21 protein-coding genes and 1 pseudogene are annotated in these 23465 nt (G+C 73.7%); 12 read left to right on the top strand and 10 right to left on the bottom strand.

All coding sequences use genetic code 11. The features are described 5' to 3' along the window. Positions 1 to 65: 65 nt before the first annotated feature. The 5 genes from ACFWZH_RS18320 to ACFWZH_RS18300 all read right to left on the bottom strand — a co-directional run bounded on the left by ACFWZH_RS18320 (position 66) and on the right by ACFWZH_RS18300 (position 4492). The gene (locus tag ACFWZH_RS18320; RefSeq protein ID WP_384431732.1) at positions 66 to 413 is read right to left on the bottom strand and encodes a DUF1330 domain-containing protein; all 348 of its coding nucleotides are present in this window, start codon (positions 411 to 413) and stop codon (positions 66 to 68) included. A gap of 117 nt (positions 414 to 530) precedes the next feature. Beyond that, on the bottom strand, positions 531 to 1442 hold the full coding sequence (locus tag ACFWZH_RS18315; protein WP_384431569.1) for an AAA family ATPase: 912 nt from the start codon (positions 1440 to 1442) through the stop codon (positions 531 to 533). Positions 1443 to 1444: 2 nt separating this feature from the next. Continuing rightward, positions 1445 to 2656 carry an RNA ligase gene (locus ACFWZH_RS18310; protein ID WP_384431566.1) on the bottom strand — a complete coding sequence of 404 codons (1212 nt, stop codon included), beginning with the start codon at positions 2654 to 2656 and terminating at the stop codon, positions 1445 to 1447. Between the two features lie 172 nt (positions 2657 to 2828). Continuing rightward, entirely contained in the window at positions 2829 to 3416 is a 588-nt protein-coding gene (locus tag ACFWZH_RS18305; RefSeq protein WP_384431563.1) for a hypothetical protein, read from the bottom strand. A 230-nt stretch (positions 3417 to 3646) separates the two neighbouring features. Next, on the bottom strand, positions 3647 to 4492 hold the full coding sequence (locus ACFWZH_RS18300) for an SDR family oxidoreductase (RefSeq protein WP_384431560.1): 846 nt from the start codon (positions 4490 to 4492) through the stop codon (positions 3647 to 3649). 141 nt (positions 4493 to 4633) lie between these two features. Here ACFWZH_RS18300 and ACFWZH_RS18295 point away from each other — a divergent pair, with 141 nt between their 5' ends. Beyond that, positions 4634 to 5032: a winged helix-turn-helix transcriptional regulator gene (locus tag ACFWZH_RS18295; protein WP_384431557.1), complete on the top strand. Its 399-nt coding sequence runs from the start codon at positions 4634 to 4636 to the stop codon at positions 5030 to 5032. A gap of 291 nt (positions 5033 to 5323) precedes the next feature. Here ACFWZH_RS18295 and ACFWZH_RS18290 read toward each other — a convergent pair whose 3' ends face one another. Beyond that, entirely contained in the window at positions 5324 to 6451 is a 1128-nt protein-coding gene (locus tag ACFWZH_RS18290; RefSeq protein WP_384431554.1) for an NADH:flavin oxidoreductase, read from the bottom strand. Positions 6452 to 6656: 205 nt separating this feature from the next. On the opposite strand from ACFWZH_RS18290, the gene ACFWZH_RS18285 reads away from it, so the two are divergent. From ACFWZH_RS18285 to ACFWZH_RS18265, 5 genes and pseudogenes are all read left to right on the top strand, one after another. After that, positions 6657 to 7346, top strand: coding sequence for a LysE family translocator (locus ACFWZH_RS18285; RefSeq protein WP_384431551.1), 690 nt, complete (start codon positions 6657 to 6659; stop codon positions 7344 to 7346). A gap of 135 nt (positions 7347 to 7481) precedes the next feature. Beyond that, a pseudogene (locus ACFWZH_RS18280) lies at positions 7482 to 8799 on the top strand (DUF692 domain-containing protein). Between the two features lie 5 nt (positions 8800 to 8804). Beyond that, a complete protein-coding gene (locus tag ACFWZH_RS18275) occupies positions 8805 to 9812 on the top strand; it encodes a TIGR04222 domain-containing membrane protein (RefSeq protein WP_384431548.1) in 1008 nt (335 codons plus the stop codon). A 113-nt stretch (positions 9813 to 9925) separates the two neighbouring features. Beyond that, positions 9926 to 10723 (top strand): TIGR04222 domain-containing membrane protein, encoded by a 798-nt coding sequence (locus ACFWZH_RS18270; RefSeq protein ID WP_384431546.1) that lies wholly within the window; start codon positions 9926 to 9928, stop codon positions 10721 to 10723. Between the two features lie 84 nt (positions 10724 to 10807). Next, on the top strand, positions 10808 to 12493 hold the full coding sequence (locus tag ACFWZH_RS18265; RefSeq protein WP_384431544.1) for an alpha/beta hydrolase: 1686 nt from the start codon (positions 10808 to 10810) through the stop codon (positions 12491 to 12493). Between the two features lie 72 nt (positions 12494 to 12565). On the opposite strand, the gene hemQ is transcribed toward ACFWZH_RS18265, so the two are convergent. Together hemQ and hemG are read right to left on the bottom strand one after the other, a co-directional pair. Continuing rightward, a complete protein-coding gene (hemQ, locus tag ACFWZH_RS18260; protein WP_384431542.1) occupies positions 12566 to 13327 on the bottom strand; it encodes a hydrogen peroxide-dependent heme synthase in 762 nt (253 codons plus the stop codon). A 2-nt stretch (positions 13328 to 13329) separates the two neighbouring features. Beyond that, on the bottom strand, positions 13330 to 14808 hold the full coding sequence (gene hemG / locus ACFWZH_RS18255) for a protoporphyrinogen oxidase (RefSeq protein ID WP_384431539.1): 1479 nt from the start codon (positions 14806 to 14808) through the stop codon (positions 13330 to 13332). 125 nt (positions 14809 to 14933) lie between these two features. Here hemG and ACFWZH_RS18250 point away from each other — a divergent pair, with 125 nt between their 5' ends. The 4 genes from ACFWZH_RS18250 (at position 14934) to ACFWZH_RS18235 (ending at position 19526) form a co-directional block, all read left to right on the top strand. Further along, the gene (locus ACFWZH_RS18250) at positions 14934 to 16055 is read left to right on the top strand and encodes a DUF4349 domain-containing protein (RefSeq protein ID WP_384431536.1); all 1122 of its coding nucleotides are present in this window, start codon (positions 14934 to 14936) and stop codon (positions 16053 to 16055) included. 94 nt (positions 16056 to 16149) lie between these two features. Then, the gene (locus tag ACFWZH_RS18245) at positions 16150 to 17346 is read left to right on the top strand and encodes a thiolase family protein (RefSeq protein WP_384431534.1); all 1197 of its coding nucleotides are present in this window, start codon (positions 16150 to 16152) and stop codon (positions 17344 to 17346) included. 162 nt (positions 17347 to 17508) lie between these two features. Beyond that, on the top strand, positions 17509 to 18147 hold the full coding sequence (locus ACFWZH_RS18240; protein WP_384431531.1) for a chloramphenicol phosphotransferase CPT family protein: 639 nt from the start codon (positions 17509 to 17511) through the stop codon (positions 18145 to 18147). Continuing rightward, the gene (locus tag ACFWZH_RS18235; protein ID WP_384431528.1) at positions 18144 to 19526 is read left to right on the top strand and encodes an FAD-dependent oxidoreductase; all 1383 of its coding nucleotides are present in this window, start codon (positions 18144 to 18146) and stop codon (positions 19524 to 19526) included. Before ACFWZH_RS18240 ends, ACFWZH_RS18235 begins: the two co-directional genes overlap by 4 nt. Before the next feature lie 54 nt (positions 19527 to 19580). On the opposite strand, the gene ACFWZH_RS18230 is transcribed toward ACFWZH_RS18235, so the two are convergent. Both ACFWZH_RS18230 and hemE read right to left on the bottom strand, forming a co-directional pair. Beyond that, positions 19581 to 20579, bottom strand: coding sequence for a hypothetical protein (locus ACFWZH_RS18230; RefSeq protein ID WP_384431526.1), 999 nt, complete (start codon positions 20577 to 20579; stop codon positions 19581 to 19583). Positions 20580 to 20616: 37 nt separating this feature from the next. Further along, positions 20617 to 21684 carry a uroporphyrinogen decarboxylase gene (gene hemE / locus ACFWZH_RS18225; protein ID WP_384431524.1) on the bottom strand — a complete coding sequence of 356 codons (1068 nt, stop codon included), beginning with the start codon at positions 21682 to 21684 and terminating at the stop codon, positions 20617 to 20619. A 102-nt stretch (positions 21685 to 21786) separates the two neighbouring features. Between hemE and ACFWZH_RS18220 the strand changes: the two genes are divergently transcribed. Both ACFWZH_RS18220 and ACFWZH_RS18215 read left to right on the top strand, forming a co-directional pair. Further along, positions 21787 to 22443: a DUF3000 domain-containing protein gene (locus ACFWZH_RS18220; protein WP_384431521.1), complete on the top strand. Its 657-nt coding sequence runs from the start codon at positions 21787 to 21789 to the stop codon at positions 22441 to 22443. Between the two features lie 283 nt (positions 22444 to 22726). Continuing rightward, a complete protein-coding gene (locus ACFWZH_RS18215; protein WP_006602452.1) occupies positions 22727 to 23389 on the top strand; it encodes a response regulator transcription factor in 663 nt (220 codons plus the stop codon). Positions 23390 to 23465: the final 76 nt, after the last annotated feature.

The following is a 23465-nucleotide window of genomic DNA, read 5'->3' as shown; positions in this document are numbered from 1 at the left end:
CCGGCGGAACCCCGTTGCGGGTAGCCGGGGGTGCCGAGGCGGCACTCCCCCACTCGTCGAGCGGACTACTCGGCCGACAGGCCCTCCCGTATCGCCTGGGCCGTGGTGGTCGGGTCGTAGCCCTCGGGGACGCCGTCGACCAGGATGATGTCGCCCTTGATGTGCCGCGCGCGCAGCGGGGCGATCTCCTGGTACGCGGGTGAGTCCCACCAGGCCCGCGCCTCGGCGATGCCGGGAAAGCCGATCAGCACGACGTGGCCGGGCCAGCCGCCCTCCTTCACTTCGTGCTGCGCCGCGTGCACGAGGAAGCGGCCGCCGTACGGCTCGAAGGTCGCGGTGATGCGCTCGAGGTACTCGGCGATCTCCGGGTGCGGAGCGGCTTCCTGCAGGTGGGCTATGGCGTAGGCGGGCATGGCGTCCTTCCGTTCCGTTCGGTTGGGCTCCGTCACTCCGACGATCATGGCACGCGAACACGCCGGGGGTGCGGGCTTCGCGCCGGCCGCCGCGGTGCCCGCCCCGCCATAACTCCCTCAGAAGTTGCCGTAGTTGACCTGCCAGGTCGGCAGGCCCATCCGGCGCCAGACGGCGACGACGCGGTCGCGGTCGTCCAGGGAGACGCGCACCGCGAAGCGGCGGCGGACGTGGCGGTCGAAGAGTTCGGCCTTGACCACGTCGTCACGGCGGCCGTCGCCGGCGGCGCGCATCCACAGCTCGTCGTAGGGGACGTCGTGCCGGCGCAGCCACTCCTCGGTCCGCTCGCGGTGCTCCTCGCCGCGCCCCGACAGCAGGACGACGACGTCGTCGTCGGCGCGCCGGAAGGAGCGCAGGGCGTCGCGCACCGAGACGTTGAGCAGGTCCTCGCCGCAGCGGGAGAAGTCGTAGGGGCCGCGATCGCCCCTGATGGCGAGCGTGCCGTCGATGTCGCACAGCACCGCCGCCGGAAGGGCCGGGTCGGCGGCGTACGGCGCGACCGGCACCTCGTCGTTGAGCCACTCCGCGGTGAGCCGCCAGCCGCCCTGCCTGGCCTTCGCGTGCTTGTCGGCCAGGAGCCGGATGATGTCCTCACCGGCCGTGCGGTCGCGCTCGGCGTCGCGCCGTATGCACTCCTCGACCGGGACGTCGGTGAAGTCGTGCACGACGAAGGCGGCCTGTCCGGCCACGGCGGCCTTCAGGCGCTTGGGGATGTGGGGCGTCAGGTGCGTGTTGTCCACGACGACGTCGAAACCGTCGTCGACGGCGGCCCGTACCGCCGCGTCCTGGATCGCGAGCACGGTCTGCTCGTGCGCGTACGACCGGCGCTCGGGGGCCGGGATGTCGAGCATGGTCCGCAGGTCGTCGAGGTTCACCCGGCGCATCCGGCCCTCGGACTCCGCCTGCAGCCTGCGCGCGGCGGTCGTCTTGCCCGAGGCCGGGAGCCCCGTCATGACGTGTACTTCGGGCACGGTCAGTTCTCCTCGTCGTTCTTGAAGGGGTCGGATGCCTCCGGCCGGAGGGAACGGTACGTCACCAGCTCCGTGGGGCGCCCGTCCAGGCGCTGGAACATGGCGGGCCGGACGGCGGCGTCGGGCAGCGCCTGCGCGGCGCGGGCGAAGGCGCCGCGGTCGCCGGCGAGGTGGGCCAGCGAGCGGTACGCCTCGTCGATCGCCTGCTCGCGGTCGGCCACGTCCTTCTCGATCCGCGCGATCACCTCGTGCACCCAGGCGTCGAACTCGTCGGGCACCTGCTCCAGCAGCGCGTCCAGGGGCCGGCCGCCGGACGCCTCGATGTCGGCCGCCGAGCAGCCCAGCGCCTGGGCCACCTGCTTGACGGGCAGACCGGCGAAGCGCTGGATGCCGTGGCCGCGCCAGATGTCCCGCTCCGTCACACCGGTGAGCACCTTGTGCAGCCGTACGTACTCGGCGAGCTTGGCCTTGGCCCGTACGCCCGAGGCGAAGCGCAGTACGAAGCCCTCGGCGTTCGTGCCGGTGGCGGCGCCGCCGCCGGGCAGCCGGTTGGCCTCGGTCAGGGCGAGCAGTTCGGCGAGCGGCATGGCGGGCCGGACGGTGACGACCGAGCCTATGCCGTGCCAGCACGCCGCGGCGTCGGCCAGGGGTATCTCCGTGCCGTCCTTGGCGAGGGCGGCGAGCAGCACCAGGTCCCGGCGGTCGCCGTAGTCGACGACGATGCGGTTCTGCGGGTAGAGGATCTCGGCGAGATAGGTGATGCCGGGGACCAGCGCGGAGGTGTCCTTGCCGTCGAGCAACCGCTGGGCCCAGGTCGCCTGGGTGCTGACGAACGAGCCCTTGGACGCGACGTGCCACCGGTCGGCGTAGTGGAAGACCACCGCGAGGCTGCCGTCGACCTTGTCGTACACCTCGAACGGCTCGTCCGGGAGGGCGGGCGCGTACGGCTGGCCGGACGCGTGCTCGCCGACGTTGAAGAACTTGGGAAGCGGAAGCGCGACGATCTCGCCGGTGGCGTCGTCGGCGACCAGGCCGCGGCAGCGCATGGTCACCCTGTTCCACACGCGCTCGTACTGGGCCGTCCTGGTGTACGTGTAGAGGGACAGCGGCAGTTCGGGGTGCCGTTTGCGGGTGACGTGCCCGGCGTCGAGGGCGGCCGTCAGCTCCTGCGGCGGCAGCAGCTCGTGAAGAGTCGGGGTCGTCGCCTGGCTCATGTGTCTCTCGGTTCCTCCTGGTAGTGACCCTTGATTGTGGTCTGCAGGAGGCCCGGTGACCAGCGAATTTGATGCGCGGGCGCGGTCGGGGCGGGGAGGGCTCGGCGGCGGGCGCCATGCGGCGACCGCCGTGGTCGAGCACCCCCGACCGCGTCGGCGACGAGTCAGCGGATCACTTCTCGGCGGGGCGGGGCGGCATCCAGTGCTCGACGTTGAAGTCGCCCTTCTCCATGGTCTCGAAGGGGGCGGAGCCCAGGCACTTGCCGACGCTCTTCTTCGGCAGGCCGTCCATCGCCCAGCTGTAGCCGAGCCGGTCCTTCTTGCCGCTGTCCAGCACGGTGAAGCCGAACCGCTTGCCCTTCAGATCACCGACCTTCGGCATACCCGGGGTGTTCTTGAAGTGCGACTCCGTCACGACGCCGGTGGCGACGGCGACCGGGCCGCCGGTCACCAGGCAGTCGATACGGCCCTTCATGTAGCCGCCCCAGTCCTTGCCGACGTAATGGCTGACGCGGAACGTGCCGCGCGCCTGATCGGCGAAGCCATGGGCGTCGAGGGTGAAGTGCACGTTGTCGCCGGGCTGGCGCTTCAGTTTGACGGAGCCGGTGAGCGAGGGCTCCTCGACGGTGTGCCGGGCGGCCCGGGCCCCGCCGTCGACGGCCGCCGCGGCCGGCCCCGTCAGGCCCAGGGTCAGCGCGGTCGCCGTGCACGCGGCGAGCGCCGTGGCGGCCATGACGAAGGGGCGACGCATTGCAGGCATTCGTTCTCCAAGAGGCGAGACGAGAGGTCGGAAATCGGTGCAGCGGCGAGGAGTTCCCCATCCCCGCTGCTCTCCACGGTCCTCTGGGTCCTTGCCTCAGGCGTCGCCCCGCAGAAGGAACACCCTCCGCCGAGCGGTGGAGTCGGGGATGGGCCGACAGACCGAGGTCCAGGGCCGTTCCGACGGGTCACGGCCGGGTCCGCCGCCTTTCCGGCCCCCGTCGGACACCCCTAGCGGAAGGCCGCGACATGCCGCCGGGCCCAGTCGGCGAAGGTGCGGGGCGGGCGGCCGAGGACGCGTTCGGCGTCGGGGCTGATGTGCTGCTCGGCGGGGGTGGGTTCGCCGAGGATGGCCAGCGTCGTTTCGACGACGGGCTCGGGCATGAACCGCAGCATGTCCTCGCGGGCCTCCGCACGGGTCTGCTCGAGGAAGTGGACGGGTTCGCCGAGCGCGGCACCGAGCGCCGCGGCGCGCTGCCGGGGCGTGGTGAGGGCGGGGCCGGTCAGCTCGTACGTCCGCCCCAGGTGCCGGTCCTCGCGCAGTGCCGCGGCGGCGACCTCGGCGATGTCGGTCGGGTCGACGGTGGGCAGGCCGGTGTCGCCGAACGGGGCGGCGACGGTCCGCCGGTCCCGGACCGACTCGGCCCAGGCATAGGCGTTGGAGTGGAAGCCGCCGGGCCGCAGGATCGTCCACCGCAGGCCGGAGTCCCGGACCGCGGCCTCGATGGCGCCTGCCGTGCCCGCGTGCGAGGCCGACTCCGGCCGGGTCGCGACTCCTTGGGACGACAGCAGCACCACCCGTTCGACGCCGCCGGCCTTGGCCGCGTCGAGGATGTCGGGCGTGCTCAGCAGGTGCGCGCTGGGACCGCCGTTCTGCAGGAACACCGCGTCGGCGCCGTCGAAGACCTCCCGGAGACTCTCCGCGTCGGTCAGGTCCGCCCGCCGGTGCCGCACGCCCTCCGGCACGTCCTGCGCCGCGATCCTCCGCGAGGTCGCGGTCACCTCCTCACCGGCGGCCGCGAGGGCCGCTACGAGGGGTCGGCCCACGTTGCCGGTCGCACCCGTCACCACGATCATGAGCAACTCCCTTGGTTTTCCGCATGGTTGTCGACGCCCGAGCGGGCGAGAACGCTCCGGAGGACTGCTCTCCGGGCGACGGGAGGACGCTAACAGCGGCCGTATAGTAGGTACCTAGAGGAAAGTGACTACCCCGAGGGGATGCACATGGCCGACGGAGCGACCCGGACGACGTCGATCGAGGCCGACCCCCAACTCGCCTGCCCGATCAGCCCGGTCGTGGACCTGGTGTTCAGCCGCTGGACCACGCCGGTCCTGTGGACCCTCCATGCGCACGGACGCCAGCGCTTCGTCGAGCTCGAACGGCGGATCACCCACATCAGCCCGAAGGTGCTGACCCAGCGGCTGCGGCAACTGGAGCGCGACGGCCTGGTGGTGCGCACGTACCACCCGGAGGTTCCCCCGCGCGTCGAGTACGAGATCAGCGGCCTCGGGCGCAGCCTCGCGCCGCTCTTCGCGCATCTCGCCGAGTGGGGCGCCGGCCACCTGGACGAGGTCGAGCAGGCCCGGCGCGACTACGACGCCGACGCGACCCGTTAGCGGGCGGCGGCAACAAGGAAGGGCCCCCTCCTCATATGAGGAGGGGGCCCTTTGCCGAGCGCCCGGCAGGCCTTGCACCTGCATCTCCCACCGGTTGGTGGACGTCTTTCCTTGGACCACAGACGCTTGGCTCCCGCCCGTGGGCCGGAGCTTCACCATGATCATACATGGTGTTCGGGGTGCGTCGTCCGTGCCCGGACCCTGAGGGCCACGCGGGCCCGCGGAGGCCGGGAGGCCGGGAGGCCGCGGAAGCCGGCGCGGCCCATCCGGCCCCGACCCGTCGGACAGGCCCTAGTTCAGGGTCTTCAGCGCCGCCGCGTCGTACGGCTTCAGCTCGTCGAACCGGCCCGCCAGGACCTTCGTCGCCCACTCCGGGTCCTGGAGCAGGGCGCGGCCGACGGCGACCAGGTCGAACTCGTCCCGCTCCAGGCGGTCGAGGAGGTTGTCGATGCCCTGGACCGGGGCACCCTCGCCCATGAAGCCGCGGATGAAGTCGCCGTCGAGGCCGACCGAGCCGACGGTGATGGCGGGGCGGCCGGTGAGCTTCTTGGTCCAGCCCGCCAGGTTCAGGTCCGAGCCCTCGAACTCCGGGAGCCAGTAGCGGCGGGTGGAGGCGTGGAAGGCGTCGACGCCGGCCTCGGCGAGCGGGGTCAGGATCGCCGCCAGCTCCTCCGGGGTCTCGGCGAGCCTCGCGTCGTAGGCCTCCTGCTTCCACTGCGAGTAGCGGAAGATCACCGGGAAGTCGGGCGAGACGGTCTCGCGGACCGCGGCCACGATCTCGGCCGCGAACTTCGTACGGGCGACGGGGTCGCCGCCGTAGGCGTCGGTGCGGCGGTTCGTCCCCGCCCACAGGAACTGGTCGAGGAGGTAGCCGTGGGCGCCGTGCAGTTCGACGCCGTCGAAGCCGATGCGCTCGGCGGCCGCGGCGGCCTCGGCGAAGGCGCCGACGACCTCGTCCAGATCGCTCCGGGTCATCGCCTTGCCGGTGCCCTCGGTGCCGTCGACGCGGATGCCGGAGGGGCCGACGGCGGGGGCGTCGGCGTAGGGCGGGTCGCCCTGCTTGCGCACCATGCCGATGTGCCACAGCTGCGGCACGATCGTGCCGCCGGCCGCGTGCACGGCGTCGGCGACCTTCGCCCAGCCCGACAGCTGCTCCTCACCGTGGAACCGCGGCACACGGTCGCTCTGCCCGGCCGACTCGTGGCCGACGTAGGTCCCCTCGGTGACGATCAGGCCGACCCCCGCGGCGGCGCGGCGGGCGTAGTACGACCGCACGTCCTCACCCGGAACACCGCCCGGGGAGAACATGCGCGTCATCGGCGCCATCGCGATGCGGTTCGGAACGGTCAGGCCGTTCAGGGTGACGGGTCGGGACAGGATTTCCGCCGCGCGGGAGGCGGAGGACGCGGTGACGGTCACGGAGTGCTCCTCGTAGGTACCGGTCGGTATGTGCACACGCATTCAATGCGTGCAGTGCCAACCAGGGCGGCTGTCGCGGCATTCCGACCGTCCGGCGAACCAGCCTGTGATCCCGGCCACGCGCCGGGCGCCGGGGCCGTACGACCGTCCTCGAGGGGGCGGCTCCGCAGGACGGAAGTTTCGGTCCAGACCGTATCGTTGGCCCATGATTGCCTCACTTCTCGGGTTCACCACCGTGGCCGCGCTGCTGACCATCTCCCCCGGTCCCGACTTCGCGGTGGTCCTGCGGACCGCGCTCGGCTCGGGGCGGCGCGCCGCGCTGTGCAGCGCGCTGGGCATATCCACCGGGTGCTTCGTGTGGGGGCTGGCCGGGGCGATCGGGCTGACCGCGATGCTGTCGGCCTCGGAAGCGGCGTACCGCGTCGTGGGGCTGGCCGGTGCGCTGTATCTGATGTGGCTCGGGGTGCAGGCGCTGCGCAGTGCCCGGCGGGGACGGACGACCGGGCGCACGGAGACGACGGGGACGGGGCGGGAAGCAGCCGCGGGCGGGGGACCGGCGCAGGCCGCGGGCGCGACCAAGGACGCGCTTGCGACGCCCCTGGGCGCGTTCCGTACCGGTCTGCTGACCAATGTCCTCAACCCCAAGGTCGGGGTCGTCTATATGTCGCTGCTGCCGCAGTTCATCCCGCACGGTGCGCCGGTGGTCGCCACCACACTGCTGCTGGTCACCGTCCATGCCGCACTGGGCGTGCTGTGGCTGGGCGGCGTCGCGCTCGCGGTCCACCGGGCGCGGGCCGTCTTCCAGCGTCCGCGCGTACGGCGGAGGCTGGATCAGGCCACCGGCGGGGTGCTGATGGCGTTGGGCGCCGCGGTGGGGTTCGAGACCGCCCGCTGACTGCCGCGGGGGCCCCGGCGGGTGCGCGCGGGAAGCTCAAATCAACCTCTGAACTCGGCCGGTGCAGGGTTTGGCCCCTGTTGACGGGGCCATGAGTACCCCGACCACGGAGCGAGAGGGGGAGCCATGGAGCACATGGAGCGCCTTGGTACGGGAATCGGCTGGCGGCCGGAAATCGCCGCGGAGATCGCGGAGCTACCCGGGGTGGACTGGGTCGAGGTCGTGGCGGAGAACATCTGTCCGGGCCATCTGCCGGACGCCCTGCGGGAGTTGCGCGAGCGCGGCACGACCGTCGTGCCGCACGGTGTCTCACTCGGTCTCGGCGGCGCCGACCGTCCCGACGCCGGCCGTCTGAGCGCGCTGGCCGAGCGCGCCGAGGCGCTGGGCGCGCCGCTGGTCACCGAGCACATCGCGTTCGTCCGGGCCGGCGGGCCGCTGACCGCCTCCCCGCTGATGGAGGCCGGGCACCTGCTGCCCGTACCGCGCACCCGTGACGCGCTGGACGTGCTCTGCGAGAACGTCCGGATCGCCCAGGACGCGCTGCCGGTGCCGCTGGCCCTGGAGAACATCGCCGCGCTCGTCAACTGGCCGAACGAGGAGTTCACCGAGGGCCAGTTCCTCTCCGAACTGGTCGAGCGGACCGGGGTGCGGCTGCTGATCGACGTCGCCAACCTGCACACCAACCACGTCAACCGGGGCGAGGACCCGGCGGTCGCGCTCGACGAGCTGCCGGTCGAGGCCATCGCGTACGTCCACGTCGCGGGAGGGGTGGAGCGGGACGGGGTGTGGCACGACAGCCACGCCCATCCGGTGACCCGGCCGGTGCTGGACGTGCTGGCGGAGCTGTGCGCCCGGACCGCCCCGCCCGGTGTGCTGCTGGAGCGCGACGAGGACTTCCCCGAGGGCGGGGAGCTCGCCGGTGAACTCGACGCGATCCGCACCGTGCTGAAGGAGGCCCGTCATGCGCAGGCGGCTTGAGCCCGTACCGTGCACGACGTCGCTCCGGGGCCCGGGCGCCGCCCCGGCGATCGGCACCGACGCGGCGCGGCAGCGGCTGGCGCTGGCGCAGACCGCGCTGCTGTCCGCGCTGGTCGCCGGGACGCCGGCACCCGAGGGCTTCGACCGCACCCGGCTGCGGGTGCAGAGCCGGGCGCTGACCGCCAAGCGCGCCGCGGTCGTCGCCAAGGTCGCACCCGAGCTGCCCGAGATCCTCGGCGCCGACTACCGGGCGGCGTTCGCCGGCTTCGCCCGGAACCGGCCGATGTCCGGCGGCTACCGCCAGGACGCGCTGGACTTCGCGGCGCATCTGCTGGCCCAGGACCGTCCCCAGGACCCGGCCGCACGGCAGCGGCTCACACGCTGGTGGCGCGATCGCGCAGGCCCCAAGCCGCCGTCCGCCCGGCCCGCGGCACGCCTGGCGCGTGCCGTGCGCGACATGCTGGGCCGGAGGTGACCGCGATGTCCTTCGCACAGTGGGTGAACACCGCGGTCGGTGTCTCGTCGTTGCTGCTCGTCCTCGGCACGGTGACGGTGCGGCTGCGGACGCCGTCGGCCCCCAGGGGGGACGCGCTGACACACGGCGTGTGGGAGGCGGCGTTCCTGGCCGGCGGCCCCGGGCGGGTGGTGGACGCCGCGGTCGCCGGGATGCACGAGGACGGGCTGCTGGCGGTGGGCGGGCCGGGCGTGGTGACCGTACGCGGTGCCGCCGCCCGCGACGCGGTCGAGGCGGCCGTGGTGGACGCGGTCCTGCGGACGCCCGGCGGGGCGCTGGCCACGGTGCGCTTCGAGGCGATGCGCAGCCCGGCGGTCCAGGGCGTCGGTGACCGGCTGGCGGCCCGCGGGCTGCTGCGCCCGCCGCGGCTCGGGCGGGGCTGGCGCCGGTGGGCGAGCACGCAGATGACGGCGTGCACGGTGCTCTTCGCCGTGGCGTTGGTGCTCTCGATCGCCGGGGTGGCCGGGGACGACGGGTACCAGGCGCCGGTGGTCTTCGACGTCGTGCCGGCGTTTCTCGGCGGCGTGGTGATGGGCGCGGTGTGCCGGAAGGCGCTCCGCAAGCGGATCACCAAGGCGGGGTCCGTGGCGCTGCGCGCCGCGCGGACGGGCGGCTCCCAGGGCTACGTGGGCGGTGCCTGGCAGCCCGCCGCGCAGGTGGTGGCGCTGGGGGGTACGGCGCTGATCGCGGACGAGTTGCTGCGGCAGCAGTTCGAGGAGGCGCAGCGGGCCACCGCGGCCGCCGCTTCGGGCAGCGGGTCCTCGTCGTCCGGCAGTTCGTCCGGCAGCTCGTCGTCCTGCGGCTCCGGGGGCGACGCCTCCTGGTGCGGTGGGGCCGACGGCGGCTCGGGGTCCGGGTGCGGCGGCGGTTCGTCGTGCGGCGCGGGGGCGTCGTGCGGGGGCGGTTCCAGCGGCGGCTCGTCGTGCGGCGGGGGTTCGAGCTGCGGGGGCGGGGGCGGCTGCGGCAGCAGCTGACGCGAGGGGGGGCGGTAACCGCGCGTGCGGTGCGGGTGGCGGTGCGTGCGGTGCCTCACATGTGGAGAAAATGCGTGGCGTTCGTGACCGGCCCTCCCGTATGAACACTGCATATGTGGCTTCTTTTCCTCCTCGTCGCCTGTGTGGCGGCGGTGGTCTCCTGTGCGCGGGTCTGCCGTGCCGCGGTCGTCTCCGCCCGCACCGTCCGACCGGCCCCGCGGCCGGCCCCCGGCCCCCCATCGGATCCGGCCGCCGCTGACGGGTCCGAGCCCGGTCTGACCCTGTACGAGATGGCCTATCTCTCCGGCGGTCCGCACCGACTCGCCGATGTGGTGCTGGTGCTGATGGCGCAGCAGCGGCGGCTGCTGCTCGCCCACACCGGCTGGGCCACCGTCGTCGACCCGGTCGGCAAGGACTCCGTGGAGCGCGCCACGCTCACCGCCATAGGGCCCGACGGGCAGCGCCCGATACCGGCGGTGCGGGAGGCCCTGGTCGCCGACGACGCGGTGCGGGCGGTCGCCGACCGGTTGGTGGCCGACGGGCTCGCGCTGCCCGCCGGGGCGCGGCCGGGCATCCGCGGCGCGGTCCGGCAGGTGCGGGCCGCCGCCCTGCTGGTGGTGCTGTCCGCCGCGGCGAGCTACTGGATGGCGCCCTCCGACGCGGACAACGGGCTGGCGCTGGGCTGGTTCGCGCTCCCGCTGATCCTCACCCTCGGCACGCTGGCCATGGCCCGCTTCGAGCTGTATCCGTACGGCGACTGGGCCACCGACGCGGGCGAACGGCGACTGCCCGCCGCCGGCTCCCCCAGCTCCCCCGCCGCTTCGGTCTCACTCACCAGACTCGCGCTGCACGGCCCCATGGCCCTCACCGACCCCAGCCTGCGCGCCGCGCTCCACTCTTCCGGGGCATAGCGTCCGACACCGGCACCAGGTGCTTTACATCGGCAATGAGCGCCTCAACTATCCCTTTTGTATGCACACACGAAGGGACGGCCAGTGAGAGCACTTGCGTTGTACGGCACGATCGGATCGCTGATCGTGACCGCCGTCGCCACCGCCCCGGCGGGCAGCGCCCCGCGCGCGTCCAGCGCGCCGCCGGCGCCCGTGGCCCACCGCATCGACTTCGGCCGGTGCGCGCCGGTGGAGCATCTGCCGTCGACCGTCGAGTGCGGCAAGCTCACCGTCCCCCTCGACTACGCGCGGCCGGACGGCAAGAAGATCGACCTCACGGTCAGCCGGATCCGCGCCACCTCGCCCGGCGAACGGCAGGGCTCCCTGGTCTTCAACCCCGGCGGCCCCGGCGCGTCCAGCCTGGAGTTCCCCCTCTACGGCGGGCTCCCCAAGTGGAACAAGCTGGCCCGCGCCTACGACTTCGTCGGCTACGCGCCGCGCGGCGTCGGCCGTTCGGCGCCGCTGTCCTGCCAGGACCCCGAGGAGTTCGCCAAGGCGCCGACCGACAGCCGGTCGCAGCCCGACGCGGCCTACAAGCGCAAGAAGGTGGCCGAGGCGAAGGCGTACGCCCGCGGCTGCGCCCGCCGGGCCGGGGCGGACCTGCCGTTCTACAACTCCGTCAACAACGCCCGCGACCTGGACATGCTGCGGGCCGCGCTCGGCGAGAAGCGGCTGACGTTCATGGGCGCCTCGTACGGGACGTACTTCGGTGCGGTCTACGCGACGCTCTTCCCCGGCCACGTCCGGCGGATGATCTTCGACAGCGTGGTCAACCCCGCGCCCCAGCAGATCTGGTACCGCAACAACCTCGATCAGTCCATCGCCTTCGAGCGCCGGTGGGGCGACTGGCTGCGCTGGGTCGCCAAGCACGACGACCACTACCACCTCGGGACGTCCAAGAAGGAGGTGCAGGAGTCGTACGACAAGGCCGCCACGCGGCTGCGCCGCCACCCGCTCAACGGCAAGATCGGCCCCGGCCAGCTGCAGGCGGCGTTCCTCAAGACCGGCTACAACGACGCCTTCTGGCCGCTGCGCGCCGAGGCGCTCTCGGGCTACCTGCACGGCGACCCCAAGCAGCTGGTCTCCCAGGCCATGCCCCAGACCCGCACCGCCAAGGACGAGGAGAACGCCAACGCGGTGTACACCGCGGTGGAGTGCAATGACGCGCACTGGCCGCGCTCGTGGCAGACCTGGGACCGGGACAACACCGACATCGCGCGGATCGCGCCGTTCGAGACCTGGGACAACGCCTGGATGAACCTGCCGTGCGCCTTCTGGCCCGAGCGGTCGCAGGCGCACGCGGACGGCACCGACTCCGCGGAACAGGGCGCGGCGCAGGACCTGCTGGACGCCGCCGGCCACACCGCCGCGAACGGGCTGGACGACCTGCTCCTGGGGACGCACGGACCGCTGGACATCCACACCGAGCCGGGGGCGCTGCCGCCGGTGCTGCTGCTCGCGGCCGAGCGGGACGCGGCGACCCCGTACAAGGGCGCGGTGGAACTGCAGCGGCGGCTGCCCGGCTCCTCGCTGGTCACCGAGAACGCCGCGGGCACCCACGGCATCGCGTTCGGTGAGAACGCCTGTGTGAGCAAGCACGCCGAGGACTACCTGCTGCGCGGGAAGATCCCGGCACACCGCGTGTACTGCGCGCCGCACGCGGAGCCGGTGCCGGGCCAGGCGGCGAACCGGGCGCAGCTGGCGCGGCCGGGCGCGCGGCCCGGCAAGTAGCGCGGCCGGCCGAGGACAGCGCTGTGGGCCGTCCCCTCGAAGGGGGCGGCCCACAGCGCTGTGCGGAACGGGTCAGGCCAAGCCGGCGACCAGCTCGGCGACCGGCTTGCGCCGCCCCGTGTAGAACGGGATCTCCTCGCGGACGTGCATCCGCGCCTCGGAGCCGCGCAGATGACGCATCAGGTCGACGATGCGGTAGAGCTCGTCGGCCTCGAAGGCGAGCACCCACTCGTAGTCGCCGAGCGAGAAGGACGGCACGGTGTTGGCGCGCACGTCGGGGAAGCCGCGGGCCATCTTGCCGTGGTCGGCGAGCATCCGGCGGCGGTCCTCGTCGGGGAGGAGGTACCACTCGTAGGAGCGCACGAAGGGGTAGACGCTCACGTAGGCGCGCGGCTGCTCGTCGGCGAGGAAGGCCGGGATGTGCGACTTGTTGAACTCGGCGGGGCGGTGCAGTGCCATGTTCGACCACACCGGCTCCAGCGTGCGGCCGAGCCGGGTGCGGCGGAAGAGGTTGTACGCCTCCTGCAGGGCGTCCGAGCTCTCCGAGTGCCACCAGATCATGAGGTCGGCGTCGGCGCGCAGACCGGACACGTCGTAGGTGCCGCGGACCACCACGTCCTTGGCGGAGAGCTGCGCGAACAGCTCCTCGACCTCGTCTGCGTAGCCGCTGCGGTCCTCGGGGAGGACGTCGCGCAGCTTGAACACCGACCACAGGGTGTAGCGGATGACCTCGTTGAGGTCCTTGGCCTTCTTGCCGGCGTTCGGGGCCTTCTCGGGCGCCGCGGGCGTCTGCGGTGCGGAAGCGGGGGTGGAAGCGTCTGTCATGTCGTCCATTCTCACTCGCCGGGCCGGGCGTGCGGCCGCAGGGTGTCCAGGATGTCGTCGGCGGCCCGGTGCGCCGAGGCGATGCAGGCCGGGATGCCGACGCCGTCGTAGGGCGCGCCGCACACCCGAAGGCCCGGCAACTGCGCGACGGCGTGCCGGATGCGGGCCACCCGTGCCAGGTGCCCGACGGGGTACTGGGGCAGCCCGCCGGCCCAGCGGGTGACCTTCGCGGCGACCGGCGCGGCGGTCAGGCCGACCGCGGCCCGCAGGTCGGCCCGCGAGAAGGCGATCAGTTCGGCGTCCTCGCGCAGGAGGTCGTCCTCTTCGCCGTAGCGCCCGAGGGAGGTGCGCAGGACGAAGAGGTCGGGGTCGGCGTCGCCGATCCAGCCCCATTTGTTGCCGGCGAAGGTGGACGCCTTGATCTTGCGGCCGTCCACGGGCGGCACCAGGAAGCCGCTGCCGGTGAGCTGCCGCTCCATGTCGGCACGGCGGAAGGCCATGGTGACCAGCGCCATCGAGGCGTACTCGACGGCGCCCAGCTCGGCGGCGGCGGGCTCGCTGACGGCGGCGAGCAGACGGGCCGCGGCGGGCGCGGGCGCGGCGAGGACGACGGCGTCCGCGAACAGCGGCTTCCCGTCGACCACGACGCGCCAGCCGTCGGCCGACCGCGCCACGGCGGTGACCGGCGCGCCGGTGCGGATCTCGCCGCCCTTGGCGCGCACGGCGTCGGCCACCGCGCCCGGCAGCGTCCCGATGCCGCCGGCGATGCCCATGAAGACCGGTTTGTCCTGGGCGGAGCCGGTCGCGGCGGGACCGGTCACATGGGCCGCGGCGGCGGCCCGCGCCTGGATGCCGCGGACCCCTTCGAGCAGCGAACGGCTGGTCCGCGCGGCCTCGAACAGCTGGGGCACGGCGGCGCGCAGCGAGATCCTGTACGCGTCGCCCGCGTACACCCCGCCCAGCAGGGGCTCGACGAGCCGGTCGACGACCTCGCGGCCCAGGCGGCGGGCGACGTACTCGCCGACGGCGACGTCCTCGCCGACCTCGGTGCGCGGCAGCCGGGTGTCCTGTTCGATACGGGCCAGCCCCTCCGGGGAGATCACACCGGAGGCGGCGAGCGGCGCCAGGTCACCGGGGACGCCCATCACATGTCCCTTGGGCATCGGGCGCAGCGCGTCGCGGGTCCACAGTCGGGCGGTGGCGGTGGTGGGCGGCTGGAGCCGCTCGCCGAGTCCGACGGCGCGGGCGAGGTCGACCGCCTCCGGCCGTCTGGCCAGCATCGATTCGGCGCCCAGGTCGACCGCAACGCCCGCGATGTCGCCCGCGCGCAGTTTGCCGCCCAGCCGGTCCGACGCCTCCAGGACGGTCACCCGGGCCCGGCCGTCGAGGAGGCGGTGCGCCGCCGCCAGTCCGGAGATGCCCCCTCCGACGACGACCACATGGCCGGTGCTGCCGGGCCCGCCGCCCGGAACGGTGTGCGCTGCACTCATGCCCCCACTCTCTCAGAGCGCACCGGCCGCACCGTGACCGGATCGCGATCCACGGACGGCAACCGCGGTCGGCGGCGGCCCGTCGAAACGGCGACATCGGCACGCCACTCAGACGGGGAGCGTTCATGCGGCGAGCGAAGCAGGGTGGGGGTCCCTCCGGCCGACGGCAGGAGGAGGGACGGGCGGCGGCACCGGCGAGGGGGGTACGGGCCCGGCGGGGCGCCGTCGCGGGGGCGCTGCTGGCCGCGTCGCTGGTGGTCGCCGGGTGCAGCGCGTCGGGCGACGAGTCCGCGGCCGGCGACGCGGCGGCGCCGAAGGGGGCGGTCGCACCGAGCCGGGCGGCGGACGGACGGGCGGCCGGCGGCGGGGCGACGGCGGAGGGCGGCACCCGCCCGGGAGACCGCGGCGGCAAGGCACCGCGGATCGCCCCCTCGCAGATCATCCGTACCGCCACCCTCACCGTGCAGACCAAGGACGTCGCGGCGGCGCTGGCCAGGGCGCGGGCGGCGGTCGACGGCGCGGGCGGCTACACGGCCGACGAGACCACCGACCGGGACGGGCAGGGGCACGAGCGCTCGCGGATCGTGCTGCGGGTGCCGCCCAAGGAGTACGACGCGGTGCTGGGGCGGTTGTCCGGGCTGGGCAGGCTGCTCTCCCGCGAGGTCTCCGCGAAGGACGTCACCGACCAGGTGGTGGATGTCGACAGCCGGATCAGGTCCCAACGGGCGAGCGTGGCGCGGGTCCGGGCGCTGATGGCGAAGGCGACGACGATCAGCGACATCGTCTCGCTGGAGTCCGAGCTGAGCACCCGGGAGTCCAGCCTGGAGTCGCTTCAGGCCGAGCTGAAGTCGCTCAAGGAGCGGACCGGGACGGCCACCATCACGCTGCTGCTGCGGCAGCCGGACGCCGAGGCGCCCGGCGACCCGGACCCGGCGTCCTTCTCGGACGCGCTGTCCGGCGGCTGGCACGCCTGGGAGACGGCGTTGCGCTGGGCGCTGGTGGCGATCGGCGCGGTGCTGCCGTTCGCGGGGACGGCGGCGCTGGTGTACGTCCTGTGGCGGCTGGTCCGCGGCCGGCTGCCGGCCGGAGCGCGCGTCCGGCGGCGCACGGACGGCGGGAGCGGCGGCCCGCGGCCGGCGGACGGCGCCGAGGACGTCCCCGAGACGTCCGGGCGGGCCGGTGCGGCCGCCGCCCCGGGCACGTCCGATGCGGCCGGTCGCGGGGAAGGTGACCGAGGACCCCGTTGACAGCGGACACCGGCGGGCAAAGACTCGGGGCGACGGGTGGCGATCTTCGTACCGCCCGCCGACCGCCGAGCCGGGACAGCGAGGACAGCGCCTGATGACCGACCATCGCCTGCGGGATGTCTACATCGTCGATGCGGTACGCACGCCCGTCGGCAAGTACGGCGGTGCGCTGGCCGGGGTCCGGCCCGACGATCTCGCCGCCCATGTGCTCAAGGCCCTGGTGGACCGCACGCCGGGCCTCGATCCGGCGCGGATCGACGACGTCTGCTTCGGCGACGCCAACGGCGCCGGCGAGGACAACCGGAACGTGGCACGGATGGCGGTGCTGCTGGCCGGGCTGCCGGTCACCGTCCCCGGCGTGACCGTCAACCGGCTGTGCGGCTCCGGCCTGGAGGCGGTCATCCAGGCGGGCCGCGCCATCGCGCACGGCGATGCGCACCTCGCGGTCGCCGGCGGGGTGGAGTCGATGAGCCGCGCGCCGTATGTGCTGCGCAAGCCGGAACGGGCCTTCCCCGCGGGCCACCAGGAGATGTTCTCCTCGACGCTGGGCTGGCGGATGGTCAACTCCCGGATGCGCCCGGAGTGGACGGTCTCGCTCGGCGAGGGCGCCGAGCAGATCGCCGACCAGCACGGCATCACCCGCGAGCAGCAGGACGTCTTCGCGCTGGCCAGCCATCAAAAGGCGGTACGCGCCTGGCAGGAGGGCTCTTACGCGGCGGAGGTGGTGCCGCTGCCGGGCGTGGACCTGGAGCGCGACGAGACCATCCGCGAGGGCTCCTCCCTGGAGTCGCTCTCCAAGCTGAAGCCGGTGTTCCGTACGGCCGGCGGCACGGTCACCGCCGGGAACTCCTCGCCGCTGAACGACGGTGCGGCGGCGCTGCTGCTCGCCGACGAGGAGGGCCTGCGGGCCACCGGGCGCGAGCCGCTGGCCCGGATCCGCGCGAGCGCGGTGACCGGCGTGGAGCCGCAGCTCTTCGGCCTGGGGCCGGTGGAGGCGGTGCGCCGCGCGCTCGCGCGGTCCGACCGCGGTTTCGCCGACCTCGCCACCTTCGAGCTCAACGAGGCCTTCGCGGCCCAGGCGCTGGGCTGCATGGGCCAGTGGCCGGAGCTCGACCCGTCCGTGGTGAACCCGTTCGGCGGCGCCATCGCCATCGGCCACCCCCTGGGCGCCTCCGGTGCCCGCCTCGCCGGCTCGGTCGCCCACCAGCTCGCCGCCCGGGGCTCCGGCACCGGACTGGCGGCGCTGTGCATCGGCGTGGGGCAGGGCCTCGCGCTCGTCATGGAACGCTGACCGGTCGGTGTCCTACCAGGTGCGTCGGCCGCCCGCGGCACGGCGCGTACCGCGGCGGCAGGAGGCGCACACGGGCAGACTCGTTGCCGTTCCCGTTGCCGTTCCCGTTCCCGTTCCCGTTGCGCGCCACGCCCGCCCCCTATCCCTTCTGAGGTGCCCCAGATGACCGTGCCCGACCTGACCGCCCCGGAGTCCGGGCTGATCATTTTCCTGAACGGCACGTCGAGTTCGGGGAAGTCGAGCCTGGCCGAGGCGCTGCTGCACACCCTCGACGAGCCGTGCTTCCATCTGCCCGTGGACGCCTTCCACCGCATGCGCTCACGCCATGAGCTCACACCGGACGAGCTGCGCGCCACCCTGGTGCGCACCTGGCGGGGCTTCCACCGCGCGGTCGCCGGGATGGCGGCGGCCGGCAACACCGTCATCGTCGACCATGTGCTGAGCGAGCCCTGGCGGCTGCGCGACTGCCTCGACCTGTTCCCGCCCCGGGACGTCGTCCTGGTCGGTGTCCGCTGCTCGCCCGAGGAACTGGCGCGCCGCGAACGGTCCCGGGGCGACCGCCCGCTGGGCCTGGCGGCCGGTCAACTGGCGCAGGTGCACGCCCATGGGATCTACGACATCGAGTGCGACACCACCGATACCGCTCCCGAGGAGTGCGCCCGGCAGATCAAGGAGTTCCTGCCCGGGCGGCCCACCCCCACGGCCTTCGAGCGACTCGGGACGGTCCACGGCACCGTCCGGGGCGGCGGGGCGGAGCACAGCGGTGCCGCGGTACGAGTGGCGACGGAGGGACGACGGTGACGGCGGAGCGGCTGGTGATCGTCGGTGGCGATGCGGCGGGGATGGCGGCCGCCTCGCAGGCGCGCCGGCTGAAGAAGCCCGGAGAGCTGACGATCACCGCGTTCGAGCGCAGCCACTTCACGTCGTACTCCGCCTGCGGCATCCCGTACTGGGTGGGCGGTGTGGTCGACGGGCCGGACGCGCTGATCGCCCGTACGGCCGAGGAGCACCGCGCCCGGGACATCGATCTGCGGATGCGGACCGAGGTCACCGAACTCGACCTGGACCGCGGCCGGGTACGCACCCGCGACCTGGACGACGGCGGCCGGGAGTCCTGGACCGGCTTCGACAAGCTGGTGCTGGCAACCGGCGCCCGGCCGCTGCGCCCCGGCCTGCCGGGGATCGACGCCCCGGGGGTGCACGGTGTGCAGAACCTCGACGACGGCCGGGCCCTGCTCGACACCCTGGGCGCGTCCGCGGGCCGGCGGGCGGTGGTGGTCGGCGCGGGCTACATCGGCGTGGAGATGGCCGAGGCGCTGATCCGGCGCGGCTACCAGGTCACCGTCCTGGAACAGAGCGCGCAGCCGATGTCCACCCTCGACCCGGACATGGGCGCGCTGGTCCACGAGTCGATGTGCTCGATGGGCATCGAGACGGTGACCGGCACGACCGTCACCGGCGTGCTGACGGACTCCGCGCAGCGGGCCCGCGCGGTGACCACCGAAGACGCCGAGTACCCGGCGGACGTGGTGGTGCTGGGCATGGGCGTACGTCCCGAGACCACGCTGGCCGCCGCGGCCGGGCTGCCGCTGGGCGAGTCGGGCGGGCTGCTCACCGACCTGGCGATGCGGGTGCGCGGCCAGGACGCCGTCTGGGCGGGCGGCGACTGCGTGGAGGTCCACGACCTGGTCTCGGGCCGCACCCGCCATATCGCGCTGGGCACCCACGCCAACAAGCACGGCCAGGTCATCGGCGCCAATGTGGGCGGCGGGTATGCGACCTTCCCCGGTGTCGTCGGCACCGCCGTCAGCAAGGTCTGCGATCTGGAGATCGCCCGCACGGGCCTGCTGGAGCGGCAGGCGCACGCGGCCGGCCTGCGCTTCGTCACGGTGACCGTGGAGTCCACCAGCCGGGCCGGCTACTACCCCGGCGCCCGCCCGATGCACGTCAAGATGCTCGCCGAGCGCCGCACCGGCCGGCTGCTCGGGGTGCAGATCGTCGGCCGTGAGGGCGCCGCGAAGCGGGTCGACATCGCGGCGGTCGCGCTCACCGCCGGGATGACGGTGGAGCAGATGACCGCCCTCGACCTCGGCTACGCCCCGCCGTTCTCGCCCGTCTGGGACCCCGTACTGGTCGCGGCCCGCAAGGCGACGGCGGCGGTACGGGCCGCCGGCGGCTGACGCCACGGTGGCTGTCCGGCGGATCGGCGTCGGGCAGGCCCCGGACGTCCGTCTCTAGCACGCGGCCCCCAGCGCGCCGAGCAGCTCCTCGCGTGCGGTGCGCACCCGCTGCCGGGCCGCACGGGCCAGCCCCGCCACGAACGCCGGGCACAGCCAGGCCTCCAGCGGCGCGCCCTCCCCGGGCCGGCCGCTGCGCTCCGCGAGCAGCCGGCGCCCGCTGGGGCTCTTCAGGCGCATCCCGGCCGTGATGACGTCCTCGGGGGCGTCGGGGAGGACCGGGTGCGCCGCCTCGTCGTGGCCGCAGCCTCCTTCGGCGGGCGCCGCCGGTACGGACGCGAGCCCGGCGATCAGATCGTTGAGCGGCCCCGGACAGTCCACGAGGCCGGCCGCGTACCGGGACAGCGCGGCGACGATGACGACCAGCCCGGCGCGCTCGGCGGGCTCGGTCGCCTCGGCGAGCGACTTGCCGTAGTGGGACAGCGACCAGGACACGCTGACCCCCGGGGCCGGGTGGCCGTCGAGGATGGAGACCAGGTCGGCGGCCTCCTCCTGCTCGGCGGTGGACAGGCGGGCCGGAATGCCGTCGGTGGTCCCCGGGGCGAGGATGTCGACGGCGACCCGGGCGTAGCCGGCGACATTGCGCGGGCAGCGCCACACCCCGGCGCAGTGCCGGTCGCCCCGGTCCGCCTGCGCCGCGCCGTGCTCCAGCAGCGGGAGGTAGGAGACCAGGCGCGGCAACTGCTCGTCGAGATCGCCCTCGTAGGGGTGCTCGTCGTGGCCGCAGGGGTGCCCGCGCAGCGCCCGGTCGGTGGCGCGCAGCGCGTCGAGGACGGCGGCCGCGGTGCCGTCGGAGGCGGACTGCAGGGTGACGTAGTCGGCGGTCATCAGCAGTCCGAAGGTCCACAGCCAGGCGCGCTCGCCACCGGGGTCGGCGGCGAGCGCGCGGGCGCAGGCCAGGACGAGTTCCGTGTCGTGGTCCGCGTAGTACTCGGCGCGTACCTCTTCCCAGGCCGCGGCGAGATCCGCTATCGGGGCGTCGGGGGTGGCGTTCATGCCCTCCACGACGCCCCGCGGCGAGAAGCAGTTCCGCTCAGCGCGCCGTCTGCGTGTGGACGTACTCCACCAGGCGGGTCAGCGCGTCCGGGTCGGTGTCGGGCAGGACGCCGTGGCCGAGGTTGAAGACGTGGCCTTCGAGGCCGGCGGCCGCGTCGAGCACCTCGCGGGCCTTGGTCTCGACGGCCTCGCGGGGGGCGAAGAGCACCGCCGGGTCGATGTTGCCCTGGAGCGCCTTGCCGGGGCCGACGCGGCGGGCCGCCTCGTCCAGCGGCACCCGCCAGTCGACGCCGACGACGTCCGCGCCCGCCTCGCCCATCAGGCCGAGGAGTTCGCCGGTGCCGACGCCGAAGTGGATGCGCGGCACGCCGAGGCCCTCCACCGCCTTGAAGACCTTGGCGGAGGCGGGCATCACCGAGCGGCGGTAGTCCGCGGGCGAGAGCGCGCCGACCCAGGAGTCGAAGAGCTGCACCGCGCTCGCCCCGGCCTCGATCTGCACCTTGAGGAAGGCGGCGGTGATGTCGGCGAGGCGGTCCAGCAGGTCGGCCCACAGCTGCGGGTCGCCGTACATGAGGGCCTTGGTGTGCTCGTGGTTGCGGGACGGGCCGCCCTCGACGAGGTAGCTGGCGAGTGTGAACGGCGCGCCGGCGAAGCCGATCAGCGGGGTGCTGCCCAGCTCGCGCACGAGCATGCCGATGGCCTCGGTGACGTAGGGGACGTCGCCGGGCTCCAGGGCGCGCAGCTGGTCGAGGTCGGCGCGGGTGCGGATCGGGTTCGCGACGACCGGGCCGACGCCGGGCTTGATGTCGAGGTCGACGCCGAGGGCCTTGAGGGGGACGACGATGTCGCTGAAGTAGATGGCGGCGTCGACGCCGTGGCGGCGCACGGGCTGCAGCGTGATCTCGGTGACCAGCTCGGGCCGCATGCACGAGTCGAGCATCGCGATGCCCTCGCGGACCTTGCGGTACTCCGGCAGTGAGCGGCCCGCCTGGCGCATGAACCACACCGGGGTGTGCGGCACCGGCTCACGTCGGCAGGCCTTGAGGAAGGCCGAGTCGTATGTAGCGGTCTGCTGCTGGCCCGCGGGGGCTTCGTTGGCGCTCACGCCCCAAATCTTCGCATGCGCCCCTGGGGGCCTCCGAATGGGCGACGCGCGAACCGGGTGTCCTCCGCGTATACGGGCTCGGTTCCGCCTAATCTTCCGGGCATGGCTGCGGCTCACGAACACCTCGCGGACAGCGCGGACGAGGCCCCGATCCCCTTCCGTCAGGCGGTCGAGGCGCTTCGCGCGGCCCGACTGCGGCCGGAGATCGAGATCGACCCGACGCCCGCCCCCAAACGGCTCGCCCCGTTCGCGTACGCGCTGGAGGCGGCGGTCGTCGAGCACGGCTCGGGACCGGGCAGCGAGGACAAGGACCTGGCGGACGGGCGGCTGGTGCTGCTGCACAACCCGGCCGGGGACGACGCCTGGCAGGGCGCCTTCCGCGTGGTGACGCTGGCACGGGCGGAGCTGGAGCCGGAGATGGGCGCCGATCCGCTGCTGCCGGAGGTGTCCTGGTCGTGGCTGACGGGTGCGCTGGAGGCGCGCGGGGTGTCCTACGGCGCGCCGAGCGGCACGGTGACCCGGGCCGGGTCGTACTACTTCGGCGGGCTCGCCGCGCGCGAGCCGGCGACCCAGATCGAGATCCGGGCGTCCTGGACGCCGGCCGAGGGCCCCGGCGGGGTGCCGGACATGGCGGCGCATCTGGCGGCGTGGTGCGATCTGCTGTGCCAGGTCGCGGGGCTGCCGCCGGCCGCGCTCGACCTGGCGCCGCGCGGCGGGGTCGTCCCGCTGCCGCAGCGCCGCGGCGCACAGCCGCGCTGAGCGGTCCGCCGCGTATCCACAGCCTTGCCACGCAGTCAAGAGGGCGCCGCGCCGCGCCCACCTTGATCACGTTCGCGCACGGCTCTGATCATCTCGGTATGCACTCCGTGCCCACACCTGATCGATCATCCATCCGATTTGCCCGAATTGCCCCTAACTAAATCGTGATCAAAGTCTAAAGTCCCGCCGGATTGCTGCCGAAGAGGTCAGTGACCCTTCAAACACGGATCATTCCGGCTCCCCCAAGCCGGCTTCCGTCCCCGCCACTCCCCCAGGAGGCCCGGTGTCTGTTCTCCTCGAGCAACCTTCGAGCCTGGTCGCCTACCGCCCGAACAAGCCGACGGCCATGGTCGTCGTGGCCGACCCTCGCGTCCGCTCCACCGTCACCCGCCACCTGTGGGCCCTCGGAGTACGTGACGTGATCGAGGCGTCGTCCATCGCGGAGGCCCGTCCCCGCGTCGGCAACCCGCGCGACATCTGCGTTGCCGACGTCCACCTTCCCGACGGCTCCGGCCTCACGCTGCTGTCCGAGACCCGGGCGGCCGGCTGGCCCAACGGGCTCGCGCTCTCCGCGGCCGACGACATCGGCGCCGTACGCAACGCCCTGGCCGGCGGCGTCAAGGGCTATGTCGTCACGGGTACCCGTACCAACCTGGGCATTCCCGGCCGTCCGGGCACCTCTCCGATCGGCGCCAACGCGGCCCGTATGCAGCGCCGCCCACCGGGCGCCCCGGGACATCCCGGCGGCTACCGCGAGCTGTCGGGCCGCGAGGTCGAGGTGTTGCGGCTGGTGGCGGAGGGCCAGTCCAACAAGGCCATCGGCGTCTCCATGGGGCTGTCGGCGCTGACCGTCAAGAGCCACCTCGCCCGGATCGCCCGCAAGCTCGGCACGGGCGACCGAGCCGGAATGGTGGCGGTCGCGCTGCGCACCGGCATCATCCACTGACCCTTTACACGACCGGCTCGCCCGTCGAGGGAACGTTCCCTCGACGGGCGACGTGCATACACAGATACCCTTGACT

The sequence above is a fragment of the Streptomyces sp. NPDC059008 genome (assembly GCF_042749045.1).
Lineage (GTDB): Bacteria > Actinomycetota > Actinomycetes > Streptomycetales > Streptomycetaceae > Streptomyces.
The sequence above is the reverse complement of the archived record's forward strand: the minus strand, read 5'-3'. Positions and strand labels throughout refer to the sequence as shown.